We start from the raw sequence: 2,088 nt of genomic DNA, 5'->3' as shown, positions 1-2,088 counted from the left end.
CGGGTGCGTCAGGCGCGGCCGATCGGGGACAGGGTCGCCGAGGTCAGGGTGGTCAGGTCGGTCGGGGCGAGTTCCACCTCCAGGCCGCGGCGGCCCGCCGAGACGCAGATCGTTTCGTGCCGGGTGGCCGACTCGTCCAAGACCGTGGGGAGTCTCTTGCGCTGGCCCAGGGGGGAGATGCCGCCGCGGACGTAGCCCGTGGTGCGTTCCGCCAGGGCCGGGTCGGCCATCGTGGCCCGCTTGCCGCCCACCGCCGACGCGAGGGCCTTCAGGTCCAGCTGGCCCGCCACCGGCACCACCGCCACCGTGAGCGTGCCGTCGACGTCCGCCACCAGAGTCTTGAAGACCCGGTCCGGCGAGACCCCCATCGCCTCGGCCGCCTCCTCGCCGTACGACGGGTGGGCCGGGTCGTGCTCGTAGGAGTGCACCGTGAACGGCACCCCGGCCGCGGTGAGCGCCACCGTCGCGGGCGTGCCCCCCGGCTGCTGCTTCCTGGACTTCTTCGCCATCCCCGCCTGTACCCCGGTTGGTTTCGTATGTCGGTTTCGTATGTCGGTTTCGTGCGTCAGTTGAGACTCGTCGGACCGCGCGTCAGCTCCGCGGCCGGCAGCGACGGCAGATGACGGATGACGGCCGTCTCCGCGCGCAGCAGTCTCAGCTCGTCACGGAGCCGGGACGCGGTGTCCGGCGCCTGGAGCAGCCGCTGCTTCGTCGGCGTGTCCAGCATCATCGCGGCGGCGACCAGGTAGGAGACGACACCCGGCTCGTCCGGCAGCTCCGCGCCGGTCGTCAGCGACCGCTCCCGCGCTCCCGCCAGCCGCTTCTGGTACTGGCGGAAGGAGCGCAGCACCCCCTCGGCCAGCGCCCCCGCCTCGTCGCCGGGATCCTCGGCCAGCGGCTCCGCCTCGGCCGTCAGATACGGCCCCGAGGCGTCGACGGACAGCAGCCGCACCCGGGTCGTACCGGTCGCCAGCACCTCGAAGGTGCCGTCGGCCCGCTCCCGGATCGTCGCCGCGTCCGCGACACAGGCCACCTTGTGGAAGGCGCGCAGCGGATCGGTGCCGAAGCCCGCCGCCGGACCGCGCGCGGGCACGGCCGTCGGGTCGGGCATGCCGGGCGCGCTCGGCGCCACCTCGTGCCCGTCGCGGATCGCCACGACGGCGAACCGGCGCGGCTCGTCCTCCGGGGTCTTCAGCAGCTCGCGCATCATGGCGCGATAGCGCTCCTCGAAGACGTTGAGCGGAAGCACGAGCCCCGGGAACAGCACCGTGTTCAGGGGGAAGAGCGGGAGCCGGACGGTGGTCACGGGTCAAGAGCCTAATGGTCGCCGAAGCGGAGCCGGCCGCCCTGTTCACTCCTCGGTCGGTCCGGGACCGGTGCCGGGGGCCGGATCCCGGCTAGGGACAGCCGGACGCGACCGCCGCGCGCACGTTCTGACGGACCTCCAGGAACCGGCCGAGGGGGTCGTCCGCCTCCCGGTCCCAGGGGAAGGACGTGGCGTACGGGCCGGTCAGCCGGAGCTGCTCCAGGGCGTCCCGCCGGCGTTCCAGCCGGACCAGGACGTACGTCAGCAGATTGCGCAGCTCGGCCGGCCAGGACTGGCCCGCCGGCAGCCGGGCGGACAGTGCGGTGGCGCGGTCGGCCGCCGCCTCCAGCCGTGCGCGCGGCACTTCGGGACCGCAGCGGTCGGTGAGGTAGCCGAACGCCGCCCGCAGCGGCAGCGCCTGCGTGAGCGAGTCCTCCGGCGCGTCCTGCGCGGCCAGGTCCGCGAAGGTGAAGCACTCGTGGTGCGAACCGTGCCAGGAGGACGCCAGGTAGCGCAGGGCCGCCACATGGCAGCCGTGGTGGTGCGGGGCCCGCCGGACCGCGGCCTCCCACAGCTCCTCGAAGTACGTGTGCCCGGCGCGCGCGCCGCGGGCGTGGTCCAGGGCGAGCCGCCAGGGCACCGGGTCGCGGTTGTCCGCCCGGGCGGCGGCCGTGATCAGCGGGCTCACCTCGCGCAGCAGCTCGACGCGGGCCGGTGAGTCCCAGGCGCGGTCCACCGCCCGCTGGGCGTCCACCAGCAGCCCGTCGGGGTCGCGCGGGTCG

Annotated in this window: 2 protein-coding genes and 1 pseudogene; all 3 read right to left on the bottom strand. The window is 74.5% G+C overall.

The window, feature by feature from the left end:
* Positions 1–8: 8 nt before the first annotated feature.
* Positions 9–509 carry a Cys-tRNA(Pro) deacylase gene (gene ybaK / locus B7767_RS32895; protein ID WP_085575315.1) on the bottom strand — a complete coding sequence of 167 codons (501 nt, stop codon included), beginning with the start codon at positions 507–509 and terminating at the stop codon, positions 9–11.
* Positions 510–565: 56 nt separating this feature from the next.
* Complete coding sequence (locus tag B7767_RS32890; RefSeq protein WP_085575314.1) at positions 566–1,306, bottom strand: LON peptidase substrate-binding domain-containing protein; 741 nt, start codon at positions 1,304–1,306, stop codon at positions 566–568.
* 11 nt (positions 1,307–1,317) lie between these two features.
* A pseudogene (locus B7767_RS32885) lies at positions 1,318–2,088 on the bottom strand (hypothetical protein); the annotation flags it as partial.

Source organism: Streptomyces sp. 13-12-16 (assembly GCF_002114215.1).
GTDB lineage: Bacteria > Actinomycetota > Actinomycetes > Streptomycetales > Streptomycetaceae > Streptomyces.
This window is presented reverse-complemented; position numbering and strand designations above follow the sequence as displayed.